Source organism: Kitasatospora sp. NPDC086009 (assembly GCF_044540385.1).
Taxonomy (GTDB): domain Bacteria; phylum Actinomycetota; class Actinomycetes; order Streptomycetales; family Streptomycetaceae; genus Kitasatospora.
On the sequence record NZ_JBITSA010000013.1, the window covers coordinates 128,643 to 149,719 of the forward strand.

Below are 21,077 nucleotides of genomic sequence, written 5' to 3' on the forward strand. Positions count from 1 at the left end.
GGTGCGGTGTGCGGGGACTTCACCACCCGGCCGGCTGGGGAGACCGGCCACGGGACCGCCCGAGCAGGGGAGTTCGGGTGCCCGCGGAGTCATCATGGCGGGGCGAGGCCACCGGCCGGTCGCCGACACGCCAGCACGTGGACGAACCAATCAGCTGCGGTAAGGCCCGTACGGGGTACGGGCCGTTTCGGGCAGCCGGTGGCCCTCCCGGGACGGCCGGCCCCGAGCGCCCGACGGCACAGCCGCCGACCCGCCCGGCGGACCGCACCCCCGGGTCCGCTCGGCGACCCCCCGGTCACCGTCCGGCACCGTCGCCGGAATCAGCCCGCGTAGATCTGGCTTCTCACGCCCGGTAGCGGTTCACTGGGAGTCACCAGGGCAGGAACGGAGGCCCGGCCATGGGATGTCCCCACACACTCGGGTTCCACACCGAGGTCCGCGAGCGCTACGCCGCCGCCGGGGCGGAAGTCACCCGGCTGGTCCGGGCGGTGCCCGAGGACCGGTGGACGGCGCCCACCCCCTGCCACGACTGGGACGTGCGCACCCTGCTGAACCACCTCACGGCCCAGCACCTGTGGGTCTGCCAGGCGGTCGCCGGCTACACCCCGGCGCAGATCGGCCACCGGTTCGAGGGCGACGTCCTGGGCCGCAACCCGGTCGGGGTCTGGACGATGGCCCTCGGCAGCGCCGTCCGCGCCCTCGACCGACCGGGCGCGCCGGACCAGTTGGCGCACGTACCGTACGGGCTGCGCGATGTCGGCGGCTACGCCCGCGAGCTGACCGCCGAGACCGTCGTGCACGGCTGGGACCTCGCCCGGGCGCTGGGCCGGGACGGCCGGATACCCGAGGCTGCGGCCCGGTACGCACTCGCCGAGTTCCGGAGCTGCCACGATCTCGCCGGCACCGGCCAGTTCGCCCCCGCCCGCAGCCCGGCACCGGGCGCCGACGCCCAGGACCAGCTGATCGCCCTCACCGGGCGGGACCCGTCCTGGTCGGCCCAGCGGCTCTGACCGGGGGCGCCGGCCTTCGGGGGCCGGCGGTGCGGAGCAGGGCGTCGGACCGGCCGACGTCCCACTCCGCGCAGCTCAGCCCTGCGGGATCGCGCAGCCGTCCGGTCCGCACACCTCTCCCGCCTCGGCGCCGGCCGTCGGCAGGAGGACGACCCGGCTCTCCCAGGCCTGCTCCAGCGCGGCGGTGAAGGTCGCCGGCGGCTGGGCGCCGGACACCCCCAGCCGGCGGTCGAAGACGAAGAACGGCACTCCGGTGGCGCCCATCGCCGTCGCCGTCGCCTCGTCCTCGCGCACGGCCTCCGCGTACGCGTCGGGGTCGGCCAGCACGCGGGCCGCCTCCCCGGCGTCCAGCCCGGCCTCGACGGCCAGCTCCACCAGGCGGCCCGGGGCGAACGCGGAGCGCTCGTCGGCGAAGTTGGCCCGGTACAGCAGGTCCAGCAGTCGGGCCTGGCGACCGTGCTCCTCGGCGAAGTGCAGCATGCGGTGCATGTCGAAGGAGTTCGCCGCGTCGCGCCCCTCGGTGCGGTAGTCCAGCCCCTCCTCGCGGGCACTGGCGGCGATGCGCTGCTCGGCCGCCTCGGCCTGGTCCAGCCCGAGGCCGTACTTGGCGGCGATCAGCGGGACCACCGGGCGCGCCTCGGCGGGCGACCGGGAGTCGAGTTCGAAGGAGCGGTGGACGATCTCCACGTCCTGCCGGTGGGGGAACCGTTCGAGGGCCTTCTCGAACCGTGCCTTGCCGATGTAGCACCACGGGCAGTTGATGTCGCTCCAGATCTCGACGCGCACGGCGCTGCTCCTGTCCTCAGCCGGGCGGGTCCTTCCCGCGCCGCCCGACCTCCAACATGCGTGATGAGGTAAATATTTCCCGCAGTGAAATGTTCACCCCGGCGCCCGCAGGCCAGGAGGCCCGCGACCGTGTCGGCGGCCCGGTCGGCCGCCCCGGTGGGGCCCGCCGTAGGGTGCTGGACAGCCGGCCGTGCCCGACGGCCCGACCCCGGGAGCATCCCGCCATGAACCTGCCCTCCACCGGCCGTCGCGTGCTGGTCAGCGGGGCCTCCCGGGGCCTGGGCCGCGCGGTGGCCCAGGCCTTCGCCGCCAACGGCGACCGGGTGGCCGTGCACTACGGCACCCGCGCGGACGACGCCGCCGAGACGCTCGCCTCGCTCGACGGCTCGGGCCACGCGCTCGTCCACGGTGACCTCGCCGACCCGGCGGAGGCCGCCCGGGTCGCCGACGCGGCGGTGCGGGCGCTGGGCGGCATCGACGTGCTGGTGAACAACGCGGCCGTCAATCTGCGCCACCCGCTGCCCGGGACGCCGTACGACGAGTGGGTCGACAGCTGGCAGCGGCACGTCTCGGTCAACCTGCTCGGCACGGCCTACCTGAGCCACCGGGCCGCCCACGCGATGATCGAGCGGGGCGGCGGCGGACGCATCGTCAACATCGGCTCCCGGGGCGCCTTCCGGGGCGAGCCGGACCACCCGGCGTACGGGGCGACGAAGGCCGCCGTGCACGCCCTGGGGCAGTCGCTCGCCGTCTCCCTCGCCCCGCACGGCATCGCCGTCGCCTCCGTCGCCCCGGGCTTCTTCGAGACGGAGCGGGTGGCCCCGCGCCTGAACGGCCCGGAGGGGGAGGCGATCCGCGCGCAGAGTCCGTTCGGCCGGGTCGCCACCGCCGCCGAGGTCGCGGCCGCGGTGCTCTGGCTCGCCTCCCCCGCCGCCGAGTGGTCCTCCGGCACCATCCTCGACCTCAACGGAGCCTCCCACCTGCGGACCTGACCGGACCCGCCGGCGCCGGCCCGGCCGCGGCCCGCGCCGAGACCTCCCGCAGGCGCGGGAGTTCGGCATGCCGGGCGCGGGCCCGGCTCGGCAGGGCCGCCGTCAGCAGGCCGCCGACCACGCCCGCCCCCGGCGCGGCCGCCGGAGCGCCCGGGAACAGATCCGCACACGACGGAACCGTTGCCCCGCGCCCGAGCGGGCAGAAGGGCCTCGATGCCCGGGCCGACCCGGCGCGGGCCCGTCGAGGAGGTCCAGCGATGCGGTGGCCGACGAACGGTCGACGGCACGAAACCGAGAGACCGTACACGGAACGGAGCGACGAATCCGACGAGCAGCGCACGGAAGGGACGGAAGGGGCCGAGCGGAAGGCGACGGCGCCCCGCCGCACCCCGGACGCCCGGTCGCGGCCCCGCAGGGTCCCCTGGTACGTCGGACTGCCGGTCACCCTGGCGGCGATCCTCGCGGTCTTCCTGGCCGCCGCCAAGCTGGACCTGCTGCCCGGACTGCCCAATCCCTTCGCCGAGCGCCAGATCGACCGGAGCCAGCCCGCCGTCCTCAAGTCCATCCAGGACATGAGCCGTTACACGGCGGCCGGCGGCAACTTCCAGGTCATCGTCGACCTGGACCAGGACGCGAAGTTCCTCCCGTCCCAGATCCTCGGCAAACGCACCCTGTACGTGGCCGCGGGCACCGTCGACGCGTACGTGGACCTGGGCGAGCTGGCGAACGGCGCGGTGACGGTCTCCGACGACCGGCGCTCGGCCACCGTCACGCTGCCGCACGCCCGCCTCGCCGACCCGGCGCTGGACGTGAAGCGCTCCTACGTGTTCTCCCAGCAGCGCGGGCTCTTCGACCGGCTCGGGGACTTCTTCTCCGGCAACCCCGGCGACCAGCAGAAGCTGGAGATCCTGGCGACCGACAAGATCAAGGCGGCCGCCGAGCAGACCGCGCTCACCGCGACGGCGGAAAAGAACACCCGGGCGATGCTGCAGAACCTGCTCACCTCGCTCGGCTTCACCACCGTGACCGTCACCGTCGTCCGCTGACGGCGGGCCGGGCCGGGGGGGGGGGGGGGGGGGGGGGGGGCCGGGCCGCCGCGCCCCCGGGGGGGGGGGGGGGCCCCGGCGGGGGGGGGGGGCCGGGGGGGGGGGGGGGGGGGGGGGGGGGGGGGGGGGGGGGCGCGCCCCCCCCCCCCCCCCCCCCCCGGCCGGCCGGTCAGACGGTGGCCAGGCCGAGGCCGTGGAAGGTCACCCGGTAGGGGCCGATGTCCTCCGCCTCGCTGCCCAGCAGCAGGTCACCGGGGGTGGCGACGCCCGCCGCGCGCGCGGTCGCCACGAGGGTCCCGGCCAGGGCCCGGCCGTCCGGCTCGCCCGGGCCGCCCGCGTCGAGGCGCCACCTGGGTTCGTGGTCGTCCGCCCAGGTCTCCCGTGTGCCGGGGTGCTCCGCGACGGTGCCCCAGCCCGCCGCGGCCGGGTCGGCGTCGTGGTCGGCGAAGGACGCCAGCATCAGCCGGCTGTCCGCGTCGATGTCGAACAGGCGCGGCGCCCCGCCGCCCGTCCGGCCGTAGAGCCGCATGACCTTGGCGATGCCGAGCGCGGCGAACTCGGCCGGCAGCGTGGTGAGGAACGCGGCGAGCGCTCCGGTCACCGTCTCCCAACTCCGCGCCGACCAGCGGCCGGGCAGGCTCATTCCGGCGGTGGACGGGGCCCGGCGGGTGCCGAGGAAGCCGCCGATGGCGTTCTCCTCACCGTGGCCGAGGCCGAGGTACCAGTCCTCCAGCGGAGCGGTGGGCCGCAGGACGAGCTCCGGCCCCCGGCGGCCCGCCCGCAGTTCGAGCGTGTCGTGCGGACCGCGCCACCGCAGGAACGGCGCGCCCCAGGCCGGGGTCGGGCCGTAGTAGGGCCCCAGCGAGCCGTACGAGCCGATCACCGACGCCTCGCCGAGTTCGTCGGTCAGTTCGGTCCGCGCCCGGCCGAAGGCCAGCACGTGGCCGGCGGCGTCGGGGCCGCCCCGCCCGGCCGGCACGGCCAGTTCGAGATGGGCCCGCCCCTCGGCGTAGCGGCGTTCGGACGGCCCGACCGGGCGCAGCCGCGGTCCGTCGGGTGACGCCCCGTCGGCGGGGCCGGCCCGGCGCAGGCCGAGGCCGTCGACGAGGGCCCGGGCGCCGTCCTCGGTCCAGCCGCCGGTCCGCGCCGCGAGGAGCCGGCGGGCCAGGCCGGCGAGCGGTTCGTCCACGGGAGTGAAGTGTTCTTCGAGCACGGGGCGATTCTGCCCCAGCGGGGCGGCGGGCCGGCCCGCCGCCCGGCCCCCTCGGACGGGTCAGGCCGCTCGAACCGGCTCGGGCAGCGGGAAGCTCCGGCGCATCAGGGCGTCGAAGGCCGCGTCGGGGAGCAGCCGCTTGGCGAGCATGGTGGAGCGGGCCAGGGCGCCGACGGCGTAGCGGGCGCGGGGGCGCGCGGCGGTGGCCGCCCGGACCACGACCCGGGTGGCGGCCTCGGCGGGCACGGCGCCGTTGCGGCGGGTGAAGGTGCGGCCGCCGTACATCTCCGCGAGGCGGCTGCGGAACCCCGCGTACGGGTCGGCCGGGTCGGCCTCGCCGTGCATGGTGGCCACCGCCGTCGCGGCGAACCCGGTAATGGTCGGGCCGGGCTGGACGACGACCACCTCGACGCCGAAGGGGGCGACCTCCAGGCGCAGCGAGTCGCTGATCGCCTCCACCGCGTGCTTGCTGGCGTGGTAGAAGGCGCCGCCGGGCGGGGAGAAGCGGCCGGCCATGGAGGAGATGTTGACGATGCGCCCGCGCCCGGCGCGGCGCATGCCGGGCAGGACCAGCTGGGCCATTCGCACCAGCCCGAAGACGTTGGTGTCGAACTGGGCGCGGATCTCCTCCCGGCCGGCGGTCTCGACCGGCAGGTGGAGGCCGTACGCGGCGTTGTTGACCAGCAGGTCGACCTGGCCGTGCGCGGCCTCGACGGCGGCGACCGCGGCGGCCATCGAGGCCTCGTCGGTGACGTCGAGCGCCAGCGTGGTGATGCCGAGGCCGGCGAGGTCGGCGAGGGTCTCGGGGCGCCGGGCGGTGGCGTGGACCCGGTGGCCGAGCCGGTGGAGGGCGAGCGCGGTCTCCCGGCCGAGGCCGGAGGAGCAGCCGGTGATCAGCACGGTCCGTGCGGCGTCGGTCATGGCGAGACCTTTCGGTGCAGGAGGTCCCAGACGGCGGCTTCGGCGCGGTCGAGGTCCTCGGCGGGGAGGGTGTGCAGGCCGCCCGGGCGGCGGAGCTTGACGAGGCCGGTGAAGGCCCCGAGCGCGAGGGCGACGAGCTGGGCGGCGTCGCCTTCGCGGATCTCGCCGGCCCGCTGGCCGCGTTCGATGAAGTCGGCGGCGACGCGGTCGATCTCCTCGGCGAGGGCGCGGCTCTCGGGGGCGAGGAAGGTGTCGTGCTGCTGGTGTTCGAGGAAGACGAAGGCGTCCGGGTACGCGCCGGCGTAGCGGGTGAAGCCGCGCCAGAAGCGGCCGAACTCCGCCCGGATGTCACCGGCCGGTCCCCCTTCGGCGAGCGCGCCGGCGAGGTGGTCGAGCAGGGCGCGCTTGGCGTGCTGGAAGGCCGCGTTGCCGAGCGCCTCCTTGCTGGGGAAGTAGCGGTAGATGCTGCCCACGCCCACGCCGGCGCGCTGGGCGACGGCGGGCATCTGGGTGCCCTCGTAGGTGCGTTCGGCGAAGAGCGCGAGGGCGGTGTCGATCAGCAGGCGGTCGAGGTCGGGCTTCCTGGGTGCCACGGAATGAATATTCATTCCTCTCCTGGGCCCTGTCAATCCCCTCCCCGCCCGCTCGGCCCCTTCCCCGCCCGACGAGGCCCCGGCCCCGGAACCTTCCTAAGCTGGAACGGCCCTGCTCGACTACCGCTGGAAGGTGGGATCGACCGTGCAGCCGACCGAGATCAACGAGGTCCTGAACCGGCCGCTCAGCCAGGAGCTGCTGGTTCGGGCGCTGACCCGGCTGGCCTATGTCGCCAAGGACGGCACGCCCCGGGTGGTACCGATCGGGTTCGTCTGGAACGGCTCGGAGATCGTGATGTGCACGGTCAAGAACGCCCCGAAGCTGGCGTCCCTGCGCCGGAACCCGGCGGTCGCGCTGACCATGGACACCGAGGCGCACCCGCCGAAGATCCTGCTCGTCCGCGGCCGGGCCGCGCTCGACGTCGTCGAGGGCATCCCGGACGAGTACCTGCGCGGGAACGGCGCCTACGAGATGACCCCCGAGCAGCGGGCCGCGTGGGAGGCCGAGGTCCGCTCGCTCTACGACGGCATGGTGCGGATCGTCGTCACCCCGACCTGGGCGAAGCTGATCGACTTCGAGACGACCCTGCCGAGCGCGGTGGAGGAGCTGATCCGCCGGCGGGACGAGCGCGACCGGACCTGACCTCGCCGCCGGATCACCCGCTCGCACCACTCGGGGTGACAGACCGGACACCTTCCGCCATCGACACTGCTCAGTGGCGGTATCGTGGCCGCGCCCAGCACGTGTGAAGGAGATCGGCATGGCAACTGGCAAGGTCAAATGGTTCAACGCGGAGAAGGGCTTCGGCTTCATCGCCCAGGACGACGGCGGCCCGGACGTCTTCGTGCACTTCTCCGCCATCCAGACCACCGGCTTCAAGGAGCTCTACGAGAACGACGTGGTCGAGTACGACGTCACCCAGGGACCCAAGGGCCCCCAGGCGGAGAACGTCGTCAAGGTCTGACCGGAGCTGAACCACCGTGCCGGCACCCCGCCCAGGGATGCCGGCATCAGCCCGCCCCCGGCCCGCTCCCGACCCCGCCTCCCGACCCCGCCTCCCGGCCCGCTCGTGGCCGAAAGGCTGCCGAGCCGGTTTCAAACGGCGTTCGAAAACCCGGGGTGATCGTTAGACTGCCGGGGTGAAGCTGACCGCAGACCGGATCATCGACGCCGGAATGGCCGTGTTCGCCGAGTCCGGCTATCACGGCCTCTCCATGCGGCGGGTGGCGGAACGCCTCGACGCGCACGCCGGAAGCCTCTACTACCACGTGCCCAACAAGGCCGCGCTACTGCAGCTGATGGCCGACCGGGTGGCCCGCCAGGCGTACGACGCGGGCACCGGGGCACTCGCCGCACTGGACGCCTCCAGCGGCTGGCAGGCCCGGGTGACGGCGCAGGCCGTCGCCCTGCGCCGGAGCATCCGGCGGCACCCCGGCGGGGCGATCATGTTCGCCGACAGCCCGAAGACGCTCAGCCCCGGCGCGCTGTCCGTGATGGAACGGCTGCTCGACACCCTCGCGGCGGCGGGCGTCCCGGCGGAGCAGTGCGGCACCGCCGCCGACACCGTGCTCAGCCACGTGACCGGCTACGTCCTCCAGGAGCAGAGCGAACCGCCGGTCGTACCGCCCGACCCGGAGGCCGTCGCCGCCCTGCACCGGCGCTTTCCCCGCACCGTCGCCGCGGCCGCCCACGACCAGGACGGGCAGTTCACCCGCAGCCTGGAGCTGATCTGCGCCGGTATCGCCACGCTCCTCCCGCCCGCCGCACGGCCCTGACCGCCCGAGGTGACGGGCCCTCAGACGGCGCCGGACGGCTCCGGCAGCGGGACGTCCCAGGCGAGCAGGCGCAGCAGGTCCTCGTCCACCCGCGGCCGGGCGCCGTCCGGACGAGCCTGCGGGGCGGCCGAGGGCGGGCCGGCCGTCAGACGGGCGCTGGCGGCCGTGTTCTGCTCGGTCCTGGGCCTGCGGTGGTGCTCGAAGCGGGCCAGGGCCGCCGCGGCTCCGGGGGTGTCGCGCAGCGCCTTGGCCAGGACGACGGCGTCCTCCAGGGCCATCGAGGCGCCCTGGCCGGTGGCCGGCGAGGCGGCGTGCGCGGCGTCCCCGATCAGGACGGCGCGCCGGGTCCGCCAGCGCGCCCCCGGTGCGACGTGGAGCGCGTTGGTGACCATCAGCCGGTCGCCCGTCCTGGCGACGATCCCCGCGGCCGGGGTCCGGTCCGCGCCCAGCAGCGGCGCCAGCCACTCCCGCCACTGCGCGGGAGTGGTGCCGGCGACCTCCACCGGGGACGCGGCGGGCCCGGGCACCCGGGCGAACCAGCAGGTCTCGCCGCCGGGTGAGACCAGGTACCCGAACGCGGCGCCGCTGCCCCGGACCATGGTGATCCGCTCCGGCCCGGCGGACGGCGCGGCGGCGGTGCTGTACCCGTAGAAGACGCGCTGGCCCGCGTACTCGGCCGCGGGCGCGGCCGGGTCCAGCCAGGCCCGGACGGCGGAGTGCGTGCCGTCCGCGCCCACCAGGAGGTCGCCGGTGGCACTGGTGCCGTCGGCGAAGTGCGCGGTGATGTCGGCGTCGGTCTCGGTGACGGAGGTGAGCCGGGCCCCGTGCCGGACCTCGATGCCGCGCCGTCGCGCCTCGGCCCGCAGCGCCGCGGCCAGCTCGGCGCGGCGCAGGCAGCGGTAGCGGGTCAGCCGGTGGCCGGGCTCGCCCAGCGGGACGGCGGCCAGTTCGGCGCCGCTCGCGTCGAGCACGGTCATGGTGGTGATCGGGAAGCCGAGGGCCACGACGGCCTCGGCCGCGTCGATCTCGGCGAGGGCGCGCATCCCGTTGGAGGCGAGGGTCAGGAAGGCCCCGATGTCCTCGCCCGTGTCGGGGTGCGCCTCGTGGACGGTGACGTGGAACCCCGCCTTGTGCAGCGCCAGCGCGGCGGCCGTTCCGGCGATGCCGCCACCGATGATCCGCATGGTCGTCAACCGAGCTTCCCCTCCCGTGCTTTCCCGCCGCTCCGGCGGCCGACCCGGACTCGCGGAGGGAGCGGAGCGGCCGCGGGACCATCCTGCCAGTCGCCGGGGCGGGCGGGGGGCAGGAGCACCGGGCCCCGGGGGCGGGCGGCGCACGGACCTCCCGGGCCTGTGCGCCGCGCGGTGGTCAGGCCGGGCGGGTCTGCGCCCAGGTGTGGAGGCGGTGGGCGCTGTCCCCGAGGCGGGTGGCGTACAGCGTGGCGGCCGGGCCGCCGGCCAGGTCCTCGGAGGTGGTGGTGACGCCGACGACCGTACCGGTGCCGGTCCTGGTGTCGAACGTCGCGAAGTGCGGGCCGCCGCTCGCCCCGTGGCCCATGTCGCAGGGCTCGCCCCACAGCAGGGGGGCCGCGGTGCCGGGCCGGGCCGGTCCGGCGCAGTGGATCATGCGAGATCCGGCGTACTTGGCGCCGGGGTCGTTGAGCCGGTCCTTCGGGTAGCCGAAGGTGTGGACGAACTCGCCCTCGACCGGCCGGGTGAACGCGATCCGCTGACTTCCCGTGACGTCCGCGATCCGTCGGCCGTCGGCGGAACGGTGCGCGACCAGCACGCCCGTGTCGTAGCCGGCCACCGCGAGATCGGCCGAGGTCGTGCCGCCCGGGTCGGCGTCCCAACGGGAGGAGGTGGCCGCGCTCCTGATGACGAAGCCGCCGAGCGGCTTCGTCCCGTTGCGGTAGCCGGGCACGAAGTAGAGGTTGTGGTGCCAGGTGTCCTCGGCGGCCGGGGCGCCGACGCCCCGCAGGCAGTGCGCCGCCGTCATGACGGTGCTGCGGTTGGCGCTGTTGACGACCGTTGCCGTACAACTGCCGTCGTAGCCGTCGCTGAAGGTGAAGAAGAGCCGGCCGACGCTCCTGTTCACCGCGCCGCCGTGCGTCCAGACGCCCCCGGGGTCCGGCGTGTCCGCGGGCAGCGGCCGGGGATCGTCGGCCGTGTCGTCGTCCTCGGGCACCGGGGTGATCTCGGGGACCATGGCACCGGCCAGCTTCATCCGCTCCGGCGTCCAGTAGGTGTCGATCCGGCCGCGCTCCTGATCGGTGGTGGCGCCGGCGTGCGCGGTGACGGACTCCTGACCGGCGGGCGCCGCGGCCAGGGCCGTGTTCGGCAGCAGCACGACGGCCGCGACGGTACTCAGCAGGAGGGCTCCCGCGGCGACGAACGTGCGGGGAAAGGCCCGGGGGAGGGTGCGGTGGACGGCGCGGGGCACGGCTCGGGTGCGCGCCCGGCTGTGGGTCCGGCCGTCGGGGCGACTGGTTCGACCATGGGTTATCGACATGTCCGGCACGCTACGGACGGGTCGTCAGACCTCGGTCAGGAAGGGGTTTCATCCCTTCATCGATACCGTCAGGTTCCGGTAAAGGCGTTACGTCCCCGTATCGGTGCGGGCCGCCACGCGCGCCCCGTGCGCCGCTGCGCGGAACTGGCCCCACTCCGGTGCGGCACTAGGACAGGACCTGACCCAGATGGCTCCTACCTTGGTTCTCGGCAACGGAGAACGAACGACGAAGGCGGACACCATGACCGACACCACCACCACCGCGACCACGCCCGAGCAGCCCGCGGCGGCCGCAGCCGGCGGGGAGCGGGCGGAGCTGCTGGAGGCGCTGGGCAAGCAGCGGCACTTCCTCCGCTTCACCACCCGTGACCTCACCGACGAGCAGGCCGGGCGCCGGACCACCGTCAGCGAGCTCTGCCTGGGCGGTCTGATCAAGCACGTCGCGAGCGTCGAGCGCGCCTGGACGGCCTTCATCCTGGAAGGGCCCTCGGCGATGGGCGACTTCACCACCATGACCGAGGCCGACTGGGAGCGGCGGAACAACGACTTCCGGCTGCTGCCCGGCGAGACGCTGGCCGGTGTGCTGGAGGACTACGCCAAGGCGGCCCGCCGCACGGACGAGCTGGTCGCCGTCCTGCCCGACCTGGACGCCTCGCAGCCGCTGCCGAAGGCTCCCTGGTTCGAGGCCTCCGCGCGCTGGTCGGCGCGCCGCGTCCTGCTGCACCTGATCGCCGAGACCGCGCAGCACGCCGGCCACGCGGACATCCTCCGCGAGGCCCTGGACGGCTCCAAGAGCATGGGCTGACGGGCGCCCCGCCGAGCCCGGAAACGCCGGTGTCCCCCGCGTCTCGACGCGGGGGACACCGTGCCGCCCCGGGGACCGGTCAGCGCTTGACCGCGACTCCGGCGTAGGCGGGGGCCGCCTCCTGCCAGCGCGGCGGGAGCTCCGCCTGCGGCCGCCAGAGCGGCAGTTGGACCAGGCCGGGGTCGACCAGCTCGAAGTCGCCGAAGAACTCCCGGACCTCCTCCTGGGCCCGCAGGACCAGCGGCGAGCTCGCGCGGCTGTAGACCTCGGTGGTCTCGGCGGCCGCCCGGGCGGTCATGAAGTCCTGGGTGCCGTGCGAGAGGATCAGCATGCTGCCCGGCGCCAGCGCGTCCCGCAGCCGGGCCACCGTCTCGGCGGCGCCCTCTTCGTCGCGGACGAAGTGCAGCACCGCCACCAGCATCAGCGCCACCGGCCGGGAGAGGTCGAGCGCCTCCTTCAGGCCCGGATCCCCCAGTATCGCCTCCGGGTCCCGCAGGTCCGCGTGCAGGACGCTGGTGTGACCGGCCGGGTGGTAGGCCAGCAGGGCGCGGGCGTGCGTGAGCACGATCGGGTCGTTGTCGACGTAGACCACCCGGGCGTCCGGAGCCACCCGGTGGGCGACCTCCGCGGTACTGCCCACGGCCGGGATCCCGGTACCGATGTCCAGGAACTGGCGGACACCCCGGCCGACGGCGAACTCCACCGCGCGCCCGAGGAACTCACGGTTGATCCGGGCCCCGAGCCGGGCGTCGGGCATCGCCGCGATGACCTTCTCGGCGGCCTCCCGGTCGGCCGGGAAGTTGTCCTTCCCGCCGAGGTAGTAGTCGTACATCCGGGCCGGGTGCGGGGTGCCGGTGTTCAGCTCCGCCGGCGGCTGCCACTCCCCCGCCGCCACCGGCCCCGACCAGCCGGTCATCGCATCGTCCCGCATGAAATCCCCACTCGTCCTGACAGCAAGTCATCTCATCCTAAGCACACCGGGAATCCGCCACCCCGCCCCGGCCGCGCGACCGGCCCGGCGGCCCCGGTCGGCCGCACGGTGCTCACGGCCCTGACGCGCGCCCGCGTCAGGGCCGTTCGGCTTGGAGACCGAGAGCCTGTCGACGGTGTGTCGACTCATGGAACGCTCCTTCGTCCCGGCCGGGAAACCCGGTATCGGCGCAGGCGGGAATCGAGGGTGGCGCCGGGCACGCCGGGGCCGAGCGGACGCCTGACAAGTAATCAGAACTAAACGGATTTCAACGTCATGTGAAATGTCACATGACTTGGCATCCTCTCGTCAAGAGCTCCGTCACGTCGAGATCAACCTGTGACTCAACGCGGCACGCAAGGGGTTCTCCCGTGCCGCGCTTCGCCGAGTGACCGTCACGGACGAGTCTGTGTGAGGCACTTGAGGACGGCCAGCACGTGTGCTTCTCTTTGCTGCGTTGCTTTCTGTTGAGACTTTCGAACAGAAACGAACGGCAGCGGGCTGCCGATCCCCCACCCCCCTCGCGCACCCTGGAGCGCCCATGCGGATACCCCTGCCCCGAGCCGTGCCCCGAGCACTGAGCCGTGCGCTGCCCCGTGCCCTCGTCGCACTGTCCCTCGCGGCGACCGGGCTCGGCACCGTCGTCCTCGGGACGGCTGCCCCCGCGGCGGCCCTGGACAACGGACTCGCCCTCACCCCGCCGATGGGCTGGAACTCCTGGAACACCCTGGGCACCGGAGTGACCCAGGAGGAGGTCCTCCAGACCATCGACTTCATGGGCGCCAACGGGCTGGTCCAGGCCGGCTACGACACCGTCACCATCGACGACGGCTGGTCGCTCGGCCACCGCGACGGCCAGACCACCGACCTGGTGAAGACCGCCTACGGCGCGATGCAGCTCTACGACGCCAACCGCAACCCCACCACCGGGACGGACGGCACCGGATTCGACCTGACCACCGGCCACCTCGTCCCCGATCCGGCCCGCTACCCCGCGCACACCGTCAACGGGCAGACCCTGAACGGGATCCAGTACCTGTCCTGGTACGCCCACAGCAAGGGCATGAAGTTCGGCCTCTACGCCACGGACACCTACACGACCTGCCAGGGCCGGCCCGGCAGCCTGGGGCACGAGTCCACCGACGCCGCCGACTTCGTCGCCTGGGGCGTGGACTTCGTCAAGTACGACGACTGCCCCTACGGACCGCAGATCATCGGGCCCGACGGCCACAACTACTGGACCCAGGGCGAGGGGAGGGAGCTGACCCGGTCCATCTACGCCCGGGTGCGCGACTTCCAGCAGGCGCTCGACGCCGCCTCCCGGGCCCAGGGCCGCCCGCGGGTGGCCCTCAGCGTCTCCGCGCAGCCGGTGCACAGCGGGGTCCCCTACCTGCTCGCCGGCGACGACCCGGCCCGCACCGACCCGGTGGTGGTCGCGGCCGGCACCCCCGCGTTCGAGGCCCCCGGCTACGCCCCGACCGGGGTCTGGTGCGGACAGGTGGCCAACCTCTGCCGGATCGGCGGCGACCGCGGTCCGGACCTGGAGGGCGTGCTCTACAACGGCCAGCTGCAGACCGCCCTGAAGTACCCGGGCAACGTGCGGCCGGGCAGCTGGAACGACCTGGACATGATGTTCGCCGGCTGGCAGAACCCGTACGGCGTGTACGGCGTCACCGACACCTGCCCCTGCCACAAGCCGATGTCCGTGACCGAGTCGCGCAGCGAGATGTCGATCCTCGCCATGCTGGCCTCCCCGCTCATCTCCGGCGCGGACCTGCGCACCGCCGCGGACTCCCGGCACACCCGGGACGGCCTCACCTGGTCCACCGGCATCACCGCCGAGCAGCTCGCCGTCTACAAGAACGCCGATGTCATCGCGATCGACCAGGACCGGCTGACCAGGCCCGCCACCCTGGTCGGCGCCCCGCCCGCCGGCAGCACCGCCCCGATCGTCCTCAAGCGGCAGCTCGCCGACGGCGACACCGCCGTCCTGCTCGTCAACCAGGACCCGGCGGGCTACCGGAACGTCTCCACCACGCTCGCCGAACTCGGCCTGACCGGCCCCGGCTACTCGGCCAAGGACCTCTGGACCGGCGCCACCGGCAACGTGACCGGCGCGCTCGGCGCCCAGGTCGAGCCGCACGGCGTCGTCCTGTACCGCCTCAAGCCGCTACCGGGCACCGGGCCGGCCGCGGTCATCGGCGACGGCCGCTACCACGGCATCAGCGCCGGCGGCACCGGCGGCCAGGCCCTGGAGGTCCAGGGCATCTGCAGCGCCCCCGACGGCTCCCCCACCGACATCAACACCTGGTGGAGCTGGCACACCTCCGAGCAGTGGAACTTCGCGCCGAACCCGGACGGCACGGTGCGCATCACCGACAACTGCTACACCGACACGCAGCGCCACGGCACGCTGACCGGCGCCGCCGTCGCCGGTCAGCCCGCCCGGGTCCGGAACGCCTGGGACCCGGCCGACCCGGCCCAGAAGTGGCGCGTCGTCCAGAGCACCACGACCGGCGCGCTGACCATCACCAACGTCGCCACCGGTCTCGTCCTCTCCGCGCCGCAGACCGCCGCGACCTCCCCGGTCGTGACCGGCCCGCCCGACGGATCGTTGGTCGGGCAGTCCTGGAGCCTGCTCTCCTGACGCGCCGTCCGCCGGAAACTCCCCTGTCTCCCGGCTCCGGCGCAGCGCCGGAGCCGGGGCCCCGTCCCACCCGACACCCCTTCTCTGGAGGACCTTTGCGCTCCCCCGGCACCGCACCACCGCGCCGCGCCGCACGGTCGCGTCGCACGGAACTGCCGCGCCGCATGGCCTCGGCGCTGACCGCCCTGACCCTGTTCACCGGTGGCGGCGCCCTCGCCGTCGGCCTCGAACTCGCGACCGCACCACCGGCGCTGGCCCTGGACAACGGCCTCAACCTGACGCCGCAGATGGGCTTCAACAACTGGAACTCCACGCACTGCGGCGCCCAGTTCGACGAAGCCATGATCAAGGGCATCGCCGACCTCTTCGTCAGCAAGGGCCTGAAGGCGGCCGGCTACCAGTACGTCAACCTCGACGACTGCTGGGCGCAGCCGCAGCGCGACGGCGCGGGCGACCTCGTCCCCGACCCGGTCCGCTTCCCGCACGGCATCAAGGCGCTCGCCGACTACGTCCACGCCAAGGGGCTCAAGTTCGGCCTCTACTCCAGCGCGGGCGACCACACCTGCGACGTCAACGGCTTCCCCGGCGGGCTCGGCCACGAGCAGCAGGACGCCCGGCTCTGGGCCTCCTGGGGAGTGGACTACCTCAAGTACGACAACTGCCACAACCAGGGCGTCGACGCCCGGACCCGCTACCGGGCGATGGGGGACGCGCTGAAGGCGACCGGCCGCCCGATCCTCTACAGCATCTGCGAGTGGGGCAGCACCGGCCCGTGGGAGTGGGCCCCGCCGGTCGGCAACTCCTGGCGCACCACCGGCGACATCGACGACACCTGGGACAGCATGATCTCCATCGCCCAGGCCAACCAGGGCCTGGCCGACTACGCCAAGCCCGGGGCCTTCAACGACCCCGACATGCTGGAGGTCGGCAACGGCGGCATGACCGCGACGGAGTACCGCACCCACTTCAGCCTCTGGGCCGAGATGGCCGCGCCCCTGATGATCGGCACCGATCTGCGCACCGCCGCCCCGGAGACCCTGGCCATACTGACCAACACCGATGTGATCGCGGTCGACCAGGACCCGCTCGGCCGGCAGGGCTCGGTGGTCTCCAGCGAGAACGGTCTGGTGGTGATGTCCAAGCCCCTGGCGGACGGCGGCCGGGCGGTCACCCTGACCAACGAGGGCTCCTACGACGCCACCATCACCGTGACCGCACGGACCCTCGGCATCGCCGGGGCGAACTCCTACAAGGTCAAGGACCTCTGGTCGAAGAAGTCCAGCACCGGCGACGGGACCGTCAGCGCCGTCGTGCCGGGGCACGGAACCGCGATGTTCCGGGTCACCCCGGGCTCGCCCGTCCCCCCGCCCACCGGGGTCACCCAGCTGAGCGACCTCCCGTTCGGCACCGCCACCAACCAGTGGGGACCGGTCGAGCGGGACCGCAGCAACGGCGACATCCAGCCCGCTGACGGCCACACCCTCACCATCCGCGGCGCCGCGTACGCCAAGGGCCTGGGGGTGCACGCGCCCAGCGAGGTCGGCGTCCACCTCGGGGGTGCCTGCCGGAACCTGGTCACCGACGTCGGGATCGACGACGAGACCTACGGCAACGGCTCGGTCAGGTTCCAGATCTTCAGGGACGCCGCCCTGGCCGCCGACAGCGGGCCGATGACCGGCAAGGACCCCGCCAGGCACCTCACCGCCGACCTCACCGGCGCCACCACCGTCCGTCTGGTGGTCACCGACGCCGGCGACGGCACCAGCTACGACCACGCCGACTGGGCGGGCCCGCGGCTCGCCTGCGGCAGCGGCCCGGCCGCCGGTGCCCACCAGCTCTCCGACCTCGCCTGGGCCTCCGCCGGCAACAGCTGGGGCCCGGTCGAGAAGGACATGAGCAACGGCGAGAACCAGGCCCGGGACGGACGGACCATCACCATCGCGGGCACCACGTACGCCAAGGGCCTGGGCGTCAACGCGCTCAGCCAGGTGGTCTACTTCCTCGGCGGCTCCTGCACCTCGCTCGCCACCGACGTGGGGGTGGACGCCGAGGCGAACGGCCGCGCGAGCGTCTCCTTCGAGATCTACAAGGACGCCGTCAAGGTCGCCGACAGCGGCCTGATGACCGTGACATCGGCCCCCAGGCACCTCACCGCCGACCTGACGGGCGCCGAGGAACTGCGGCTCGTGGTCACCGACGGCGGCGACGGCACCATCAGCGACCACGCCGACTGGGCGGGCCCGGTCCTCAGCTGCTGACCACCCGCACGGCTCGAAGGCGCGGCGCCGGACCTGGTCCGGCGCCGCGCCCGGGCCGTTCCCCCGCAGGGAGCACCGGCCGACCCCGTGCCGGGAGCACCGGCCGACCCCGTGCCGGGAGCGCCGGGGCGGGCGTCACGGGAGCCGGTCGGGGTCGGAGGCCGGCAGGTCGGACGGCTGCCACTCGATCATCATGATGGTGGCGTCGTCGGTCAGCGTGCTGTCCTGGTTCTCCAGGAGAGCGTGGATGAGACGGCGCAGCGCCTCGGGGGCCGCCTCGCCGGCCGCGGTGGCGCGGATGACGAAGTCGGCGAAGCGCTCCAGCCCGAACATCTCGTGGTTGGTGCCCTTGGCCTCGACGACGCCGTCGGTGTAGAGGAGGATCCGGTCGCCCGGCCGGAGCGAGAAGGTGTGCACGGCGCGCGGACCGCCCGACAGACCCGACAGCCCCAGCGGCGGCTCGGCGGTACGGGTCAGGGCGTCCGCGACGACCTCGTGGCCCCGGATCAGCAGCGGGGGCGGGTGGCCGCAGTTGGACCAGTGCAGGGTGCCGGTGGCGAGGTCGAGCCGGGCGAAGATGCCGGTGGCGAAGCGGTCCGGGAACCAGCGCCGCAGGGCGTCGTCGATGGTGTCCACGAGGTCCGGGAGGTCGGCGCCGTTGCGACGGGCGTTGCGGCAGGCCGCGAGGGCGACCGCGGCGGTCAGACCGGAGGCGAGGTCGTGCCCCATCGCGTCCAGCACGGCGGCGTGCAGGACGCCGGCGGCCAGCGAGTGGTCGAAGGCGTCACCGCCGAGGTCGTAGGCGGGCTCCAGGACGGCGGTCGAGATGACCTGGCCGTTGCAGACGGTCCGCAGGGGGAGGAAGGCCCGCAGCATCTCGGCCGGCAGGCTCATCGTCTCCACCCGCGTCCCCCGGGCGTAGCTGTCGCTGGTGTCGCGCTTGGAGGTGATCACCATCGCCAGCATCGCGGCGAGCAGCCGGCAGCGGCGCACCGCGGCGTTGTCGAGCGCGGCGGTCCGCACGCCCAGGACGCCGAGCCGCTCGGCGCCGTCGACCAGCGGGAACCAGGCGAGCAGCTTGCCGTCGTCGCTCTCCGCCACCCGCAGCCCCCCGGTGCGGTACGTCCAGCCGGCCAGCGTGCCCTCGATCGGGAGGGCGGCACCGCCGCCGAGGGCGAACAGGTGGTTCTGCTGGATGTCGGCCAGGTACACGGTGCTCACGCCGATGCCGAGGGTCTGGGCGTACTGCTGGGCCAGCACCGGGACGTCGGCCGGGTCGAGCGTGCGTCGCGTGGTGAGGAACTGTTCCATCAGCTGCTCACCCAGGTTGAGCGGCAGGGTCTCGTCGGTCATCGCTCCAGCCGAGCCGGGCCGGACCGCGCCGTCCAGCCGACGCGGAGGGAACCGGGCCGGAGTCACCCGCACGTGGGCCGCGCGGTCGGCCGGACGGTGGACCGGGACCGTCCCCGGCACGCCGGGGACGGTCAGGCGGGGTGCCCCGCGTCGATGTCGGTGACGTCGCGGAAGGTGAGCGGCGCTCGGTCCGCGGTGGTCCGGGTGTCGACGGGGTCGAGGAGGAAGCCGGTGTGGTCGCCGCCGTCGGTCCGGGCGTGGACGCGGCCGGCGAAGTGGGCCGCCGCGTCCGCCAGGACGGGCGCCCCGCCCGGTCCCGGCGTCCAGCGGACGTCCGCGAACTTGTCGGTGTCGTCGCCGGTGCGCCCGCCGAACAGCTCGGCGAGGTCGTGGCGGTGCCGGGGCAGCAGGTGGACCACCAGGAACTCCGCGCGCGACGCGACGGCGTGGGTGTGGTTCGCCTTGGAGATCCACACCGCGAAGCGCACCGGCCGGATCGAGCACTGACCGGCGAAGCCGACCAGGCACCCGGCGCGCTCCCGGCCGGCGGCCGCGGTGACGACGTACACCGGGTAGTCCAGTAGGGCGGCGAAGGCGTCGAAGTCGGGCATGGGTGTCGCTCCTTCCGTGCGGAGGCCGCGGTGGCGGCGGTGGGGTGCGTCCGGTCCTTCGCTGCCCGCTCCCGCGGCCGCCATTCCCGGGCGGCCGTTCGTCGGGCCCTCGCACGCGCGCCCCCGGCCGAAACCTACGTCGGTCGGACCGGCGGCGCCCGCCGGGAGGACGGCGCCCCTCAGCGGCGGTGGCGGCCGGTGGGGCGCCAGGACGTGAACGCCGGCCGCGAGGCCGGGAGGAAGAGGCGGGCCACCTCTCCCCCGAGGTTGACGCCGATGGCCAGGGCCATCGCGGTGGCGCACGCCCGGCCGACCCAGCTGCACCCGGCCTCGGGCCGGCCCTGGACGAAGGCGAGCATCCCGAAGTACAGCACCGAGCCGGGCATCAGCGGCCCGAGCGCCGCCGTGACGTGCGGCAGCGCGGACATCGCCCGGTAGCGGGCCATCAGCTGGCCGAACAGGCCCACCAGCCCGGCGGCGAGCCCGGTGGCCACGATCGGCTCGACGCGGGCACCGGCCAGGACGGCGTAGGTGGTCCAGCCGACGGCGCTGTTGAGGACGACCGGGGCCAGGGTGGCCCGGTCGGTGCGCAGCAGGACGGCGAAGGTCAGCGCCAGCAGCATCGCGGCCGCCAGTTGGAGCGGCGGGTTCACCGTGCTGCCCGGCGCCCCGTCGGGGGTCAGGTCGGCGTCGTTGCTGACGCCCAGGTACAGCACCGTCATGACGCCGATCACGATGCCGGCCATCAGGTACAGCACTTCGAGCAGCCGGGCGGCCGCGGTGAGGTAGAAGCCGGTCAGGCCGTCCTGGGCCGCGGCCACCAGCGGGCGGCCCGGCAGCAGGGCGAACAGCCCGCCGGTGATGACCACGGAGCCGCGCAGGTGGAGCCCGTTCAGCGAGAGCAGGCTGCCGATCGTCGCGGCCGGTGTCGCGGCGGCCACGAAGCCGTAGAACTCGGGCAGGTCGTGGCGGGCGACCAGGGCGGCCAGCCGGTCACCGGTCAGGGCGGCGACGAAGGCGGTCCCGAAGACCAGCCAGGCCCGGCCGTCGGCCCGGCCGCCGACCAGCAGGGTCGCGGAGCCGGCCAGCAGCCCGGAGGCGAGGACGAGGAGCCAGCCCGGGTACGGGGGCCGGCGGCCGAGCAGGACGGTCAGCCGGTGCCGGGCCTCCTCGGCCGCCACCTCGCCCGCCGTGATGGCGGTGACCAGGCGGAAGACGGCGGCGAGCCGGGTGTAGTCGCTGGCCGGACGGCGGACCGCCCGTTCGGCCGTCAGCGGCGCGACGTCCGGCGTCGGCTGGTAGGAGATCGCCACCAGGGTGTAGGTCACCTGCGGCTCGCAGGGGTACACGCGGTAGGCGTGGGCGACGCCCAGCATCGCGCCCTCCACGTCCTCCGCGGACTCGCCGCTGGCGAGCAGCGCCTCGCCCACCCGCAGGGCGAGGTCCAGGACGCCCGACGCCTCCGCCGGGCCGGGCCGCTGCCGCGGTTCTCCGCCGGCCGCGAGCGGGCGTTCGGCCATCGGCATGCGCACCAGTGGCCGCATCCGGTCCGGCCAGGGCGTGTCCCCGCGACCGGCGCGCCCCG

Annotated in this window: 19 protein-coding genes; 9 read left to right on the forward strand and 10 right to left on the reverse strand. The window is 74.4% G+C overall.

Features of this window, described 5'->3' with window-relative positions:
• The first annotated feature begins 398 nt into the window (after window positions 1-398).
• On the forward strand, window positions 399-1,010 hold the full coding sequence (locus ACIF6L_RS27090) for a TIGR03086 family metal-binding protein (protein ID WP_396490204.1): 612 nt from the start codon (window positions 399-401) through the stop codon (window positions 1,008-1,010).
• 75 nt (window positions 1,011-1,085) lie between these two features.
• Here ACIF6L_RS27090 and ACIF6L_RS27095 read toward each other — a convergent pair whose 3' ends face one another.
• A complete protein-coding gene (locus tag ACIF6L_RS27095; RefSeq protein WP_396490202.1) occupies window positions 1,086-1,796 on the reverse strand; it encodes a DsbA family oxidoreductase in 711 nt (236 codons plus the stop codon).
• A gap of 224 nt (window positions 1,797-2,020) precedes the next feature.
• Between ACIF6L_RS27095 and ACIF6L_RS27100 the strand changes: the two genes are divergently transcribed.
• Both ACIF6L_RS27100 and ACIF6L_RS27105 read left to right on the forward strand, forming a co-directional pair.
• Entirely contained in the window at window positions 2,021-2,788 is a 768-nt protein-coding gene (locus ACIF6L_RS27100) for an SDR family NAD(P)-dependent oxidoreductase (protein ID WP_396490201.1), read from the forward strand.
• A gap of 257 nt (window positions 2,789-3,045) precedes the next feature.
• On the forward strand, window positions 3,046-3,834 hold the full coding sequence (locus ACIF6L_RS27105) for a DUF4230 domain-containing protein (protein ID WP_396490199.1): 789 nt from the start codon (window positions 3,046-3,048) through the stop codon (window positions 3,832-3,834).
• A gap of 169 nt (window positions 3,835-4,003) precedes the next feature.
• Here the strand turns inward: ACIF6L_RS27105 and ACIF6L_RS27110 are convergent, their stop codons facing one another.
• Genes ACIF6L_RS27110 through ACIF6L_RS27120 form a run of 3 tightly spaced genes read right to left on the reverse strand, consistent with a single transcriptional unit; the run spans window position 4,004 to window position 6,561 of the window.
• Complete coding sequence (locus tag ACIF6L_RS27110) at window positions 4,004-5,047, reverse strand: hypothetical protein (RefSeq protein WP_396490197.1); 1,044 nt, start codon at window positions 5,045-5,047, stop codon at window positions 4,004-4,006.
• A gap of 60 nt (window positions 5,048-5,107) precedes the next feature.
• Window positions 5,108-5,968, reverse strand: a complete 861-nt coding sequence (locus ACIF6L_RS27115) for an SDR family NAD(P)-dependent oxidoreductase (protein ID WP_359807639.1) — start codon at window positions 5,966-5,968, stop codon at window positions 5,108-5,110.
• The gene (locus ACIF6L_RS27120; protein WP_380389595.1) at window positions 5,965-6,561 is read right to left on the reverse strand and encodes a TetR/AcrR family transcriptional regulator; all 597 of its coding nucleotides are present in this window, start codon (window positions 6,559-6,561) and stop codon (window positions 5,965-5,967) included. Before ACIF6L_RS27120 ends, ACIF6L_RS27115 begins: the two co-directional genes overlap by 4 nt.
• 145 nt (window positions 6,562-6,706) lie before the next feature.
• On the opposite strand from ACIF6L_RS27120, the gene ACIF6L_RS27125 reads away from it, so the two are divergent.
• The 3 genes from ACIF6L_RS27125 (at window position 6,707) to ACIF6L_RS27135 (ending at window position 8,337) form a co-directional block, all read left to right on the forward strand.
• Complete coding sequence (locus tag ACIF6L_RS27125; RefSeq protein WP_396490195.1) at window positions 6,707-7,204, forward strand: pyridoxamine 5'-phosphate oxidase family protein; 498 nt, start codon at window positions 6,707-6,709, stop codon at window positions 7,202-7,204.
• A 118-nt stretch (window positions 7,205-7,322) separates the two neighbouring features.
• Entirely contained in the window at window positions 7,323-7,526 is a 204-nt protein-coding gene (locus tag ACIF6L_RS27130; protein WP_329485672.1) for a cold-shock protein, read from the forward strand.
• A 175-nt stretch (window positions 7,527-7,701) separates the two neighbouring features.
• On the forward strand, window positions 7,702-8,337 hold the full coding sequence (locus tag ACIF6L_RS27135; RefSeq protein WP_396490193.1) for a TetR/AcrR family transcriptional regulator: 636 nt from the start codon (window positions 7,702-7,704) through the stop codon (window positions 8,335-8,337).
• A 20-nt stretch (window positions 8,338-8,357) separates the two neighbouring features.
• Here ACIF6L_RS27135 and ACIF6L_RS27140 read toward each other — a convergent pair whose 3' ends face one another.
• On the reverse strand, window positions 8,358-9,521 hold the full coding sequence (locus ACIF6L_RS27140; protein WP_396490407.1) for an FAD-dependent monooxygenase: 1,164 nt from the start codon (window positions 9,519-9,521) through the stop codon (window positions 8,358-8,360).
• Window positions 9,522-9,705: 184 nt separating this feature from the next.
• Window positions 9,706-10,848: a trypsin-like serine peptidase gene (locus ACIF6L_RS27145; RefSeq protein ID WP_396490191.1), complete on the reverse strand. Its 1,143-nt coding sequence runs from the start codon at window positions 10,846-10,848 to the stop codon at window positions 9,706-9,708.
• A gap of 241 nt (window positions 10,849-11,089) precedes the next feature.
• Here ACIF6L_RS27145 and ACIF6L_RS27150 point away from each other — a divergent pair, with 241 nt between their 5' ends.
• Window positions 11,090-11,653, forward strand: a complete 564-nt coding sequence (locus ACIF6L_RS27150; protein ID WP_396490189.1) for a DinB family protein — start codon at window positions 11,090-11,092, stop codon at window positions 11,651-11,653.
• Window positions 11,654-11,732: 79 nt separating this feature from the next.
• Here the strand turns inward: ACIF6L_RS27150 and ACIF6L_RS27155 are convergent, their stop codons facing one another.
• Window positions 11,733-12,584, reverse strand: a complete 852-nt coding sequence (locus ACIF6L_RS27155; RefSeq protein ID WP_329485677.1) for an SAM-dependent methyltransferase — start codon at window positions 12,582-12,584, stop codon at window positions 11,733-11,735.
• A gap of 580 nt (window positions 12,585-13,164) precedes the next feature.
• Here ACIF6L_RS27155 and ACIF6L_RS27160 point away from each other — a divergent pair.
• Both ACIF6L_RS27160 and ACIF6L_RS27165 read left to right on the forward strand, forming a co-directional pair.
• The gene (locus ACIF6L_RS27160; protein WP_396490187.1) at window positions 13,165-15,270 is read left to right on the forward strand and encodes an alpha-galactosidase; all 2,106 of its coding nucleotides are present in this window, start codon (window positions 13,165-13,167) and stop codon (window positions 15,268-15,270) included.
• Window positions 15,271-15,434: 164 nt separating this feature from the next.
• Window positions 15,435-17,528 (forward strand): NPCBM/NEW2 domain-containing protein, encoded by a 2,094-nt coding sequence (locus ACIF6L_RS27165; RefSeq protein ID WP_396490185.1) that lies wholly within the window; start codon window positions 15,435-15,437, stop codon window positions 17,526-17,528.
• Window positions 17,529-17,663: 135 nt separating this feature from the next.
• On the opposite strand, the gene ACIF6L_RS27170 is transcribed toward ACIF6L_RS27165, so the two are convergent.
• From ACIF6L_RS27170 to ACIF6L_RS27180, 3 genes are all read right to left on the reverse strand, one after another.
• Window positions 17,664-18,881, reverse strand: a complete 1,218-nt coding sequence (locus ACIF6L_RS27170) for a PP2C family protein-serine/threonine phosphatase (RefSeq protein WP_359807622.1) — start codon at window positions 18,879-18,881, stop codon at window positions 17,664-17,666.
• Between the two features lie 131 nt (window positions 18,882-19,012).
• Entirely contained in the window at window positions 19,013-19,492 is a 480-nt protein-coding gene (locus tag ACIF6L_RS27175; RefSeq protein ID WP_329485681.1) for a flavin reductase family protein, read from the reverse strand.
• Between the two features lie 179 nt (window positions 19,493-19,671).
• Window positions 19,672-21,018, reverse strand: a complete 1,347-nt coding sequence (locus tag ACIF6L_RS27180) for a threonine/serine exporter ThrE family protein (protein ID WP_396490184.1) — start codon at window positions 21,016-21,018, stop codon at window positions 19,672-19,674.
• Window positions 21,019-21,077 lie beyond the last annotated feature (59 nt).

Coding starts and splice junctions, on each gene's coding strand:
- ACIF6L_RS27090 (WP_396490204.1), top strand. CDS start 399: ATGGGATGTCCCCACACACTCGGGTTCCACACCGAGGTCCGCGAGCGC.
- ACIF6L_RS27100 (WP_396490201.1), top strand. CDS start 2,021: ATGAACCTGCCCTCCACCGGCCGTCGCGTGCTGGTCAGCGGGGCCTCC.
- ACIF6L_RS27105 (WP_396490199.1), top strand. CDS start 3,046: ATGCGGTGGCCGACGAACGGTCGACGGCACGAAACCGAGAGACCGTAC.
- ACIF6L_RS27115 (WP_359807639.1), bottom strand. CDS start 5,968: ATGACCGACGCCGCACGGACCGTGCTGATCACCGGCTGCTCCTCCGGC.
- ACIF6L_RS27130 (WP_329485672.1), top strand. CDS start 7,323: ATGGCAACTGGCAAGGTCAAATGGTTCAACGCGGAGAAGGGCTTCGGC.
- ACIF6L_RS27140 (WP_396490407.1), bottom strand. CDS start 9,521: ATGCGGATCATCGGTGGCGGCATCGCCGGAACGGCCGCCGCGCTGGCG.
- ACIF6L_RS27145 (WP_396490191.1), bottom strand. CDS start 10,848: ATGTCGATAACCCATGGTCGAACCAGTCGCCCCGACGGCCGGACCCAC.
- ACIF6L_RS27150 (WP_396490189.1), top strand. CDS start 11,090: ATGACCGACACCACCACCACCGCGACCACGCCCGAGCAGCCCGCGGCG.
- ACIF6L_RS27155 (WP_329485677.1), bottom strand. CDS start 12,584: ATGCGGGACGATGCGATGACCGGCTGGTCGGGGCCGGTGGCGGCGGGG.
- ACIF6L_RS27160 (WP_396490187.1), top strand. CDS start 13,165: ATGCGGATACCCCTGCCCCGAGCCGTGCCCCGAGCACTGAGCCGTGCG.
- ACIF6L_RS27165 (WP_396490185.1), top strand. CDS start 15,435: ATGGCCTCGGCGCTGACCGCCCTGACCCTGTTCACCGGTGGCGGCGCC.
- ACIF6L_RS27170 (WP_359807622.1), bottom strand. CDS start 18,881: ATGACCGACGAGACCCTGCCGCTCAACCTGGGTGAGCAGCTGATGGAA.
- ACIF6L_RS27175 (WP_329485681.1), bottom strand. CDS start 19,492: ATGCCCGACTTCGACGCCTTCGCCGCCCTACTGGACTACCCGGTGTAC.
- ACIF6L_RS27180 (WP_396490184.1), bottom strand. CDS start 21,018: ATGCCGATGGCCGAACGCCCGCTCGCGGCCGGCGGAGAACCGCGGCAG.